Source organism: Gilliamella sp. Lep-s35, assembly GCF_009795845.1.
In the GTDB taxonomy this organism is placed as follows: Bacteria; Pseudomonadota; Gammaproteobacteria; order Enterobacterales; family Orbaceae; genus Gilliamella.
The window spans coordinates 1-885 of record NZ_WTEX01000073.1 but is presented as its reverse complement, the minus strand read 5'-3'; the positions used below and the strand labels follow the sequence as shown (position 1 = coordinate 885).

The 885-nt window shown below is 38.2% G+C and carries 1 protein-coding gene and 2 tRNA genes; all 3 read right to left on the bottom strand.

Annotation, left to right across the window (positions count from 1 at the left end; all coding sequences use genetic code 11):
- Positions 1–143 precede the first annotated feature (143 nt).
- Positions 144–482: a DUF413 domain-containing protein gene (locus tag GQ590_RS12065; protein WP_160409148.1), complete on the bottom strand. Its 339-nt coding sequence runs from the start codon at positions 480–482 to the stop codon at positions 144–146.
- 134 nt (positions 483–616) lie between these two features.
- Positions 617–692 (bottom strand) — tRNA-Trp (locus tag GQ590_RS12060).
- A gap of 8 nt (positions 693–700) precedes the next feature.
- A tRNA-Asp gene (locus tag GQ590_RS12055) sits at positions 701–777 on the bottom strand.
- Positions 778–885 lie beyond the last annotated feature (108 nt).

Below are 885 nucleotides of genomic sequence, written 5' to 3'. Positions count from 1 at the left end.
ATTTATTTTGCTCATCGGACACGCATTTTGTTAAAATGAAGGCCGATGAGTAATACGTGTCTGTCAGATTAAGTTTGAGCTACTACAAATAATTTCCGATGAATAATTAACATTTTTAGCTTAAGTTTGAGTAGCTAAAAAAATTAGTCATCACTATCTATAAAATCATCAGCCACATCAACTTGGGGTTTTCCGCCTGATAATGTATGAAAACGTTTTGGCTTATTTATGCGAGCAAGATACTTCAGCCACGTTTTTTCAAAATCAGTAGATGGTTCTTTTTTTCCTTTGCAAACAGCTAAAAATGATTTTTCTTCAGCTGTAGTAGGTTTTTTTACTTCTGTATCAAGATCTCTAAAAGCACAACCGTGTTTTTCTAAAATAAGCGCTTCTTTAATAGTAAAATCCCCATGACGAGAGAACCCTCTTGGGTAATTTTTGCTATCAAAAAACCGTTGTTGACTTACAAAACTTTCAACCATGTTATATCCCCCTTAGTTATAAAAGTAGTTGAGCGGGAATTATAATTAACTAAGTTAATCTGTAAATAAAATTCTTTTTTTTCTATGAATAAAAATGATTAAACGAACAAAATTAAATCAAAATGCTTATTTTATGGCAGGGGCGGAGAGTCTCGAACTCCCAACACCCGGTTTTGGAGACCGGTGCTCTACCAATTGAACTACGCCCCTAAAGAAAGTGGCGGAACGGACGGGGCTCGAACCCGCGACCCCCTGCGTGACAGGCAGGTATTCTAACCAACTGAACTACCGCTCCACCGTATTTGGTGTGTATCTAAATTAAAAGTCTGGCGGCACCCTACTCTCACATGGGTAATACCCACACTACCATCGGCACTACGGCGTTTCACTTCTGAGTTCGGCA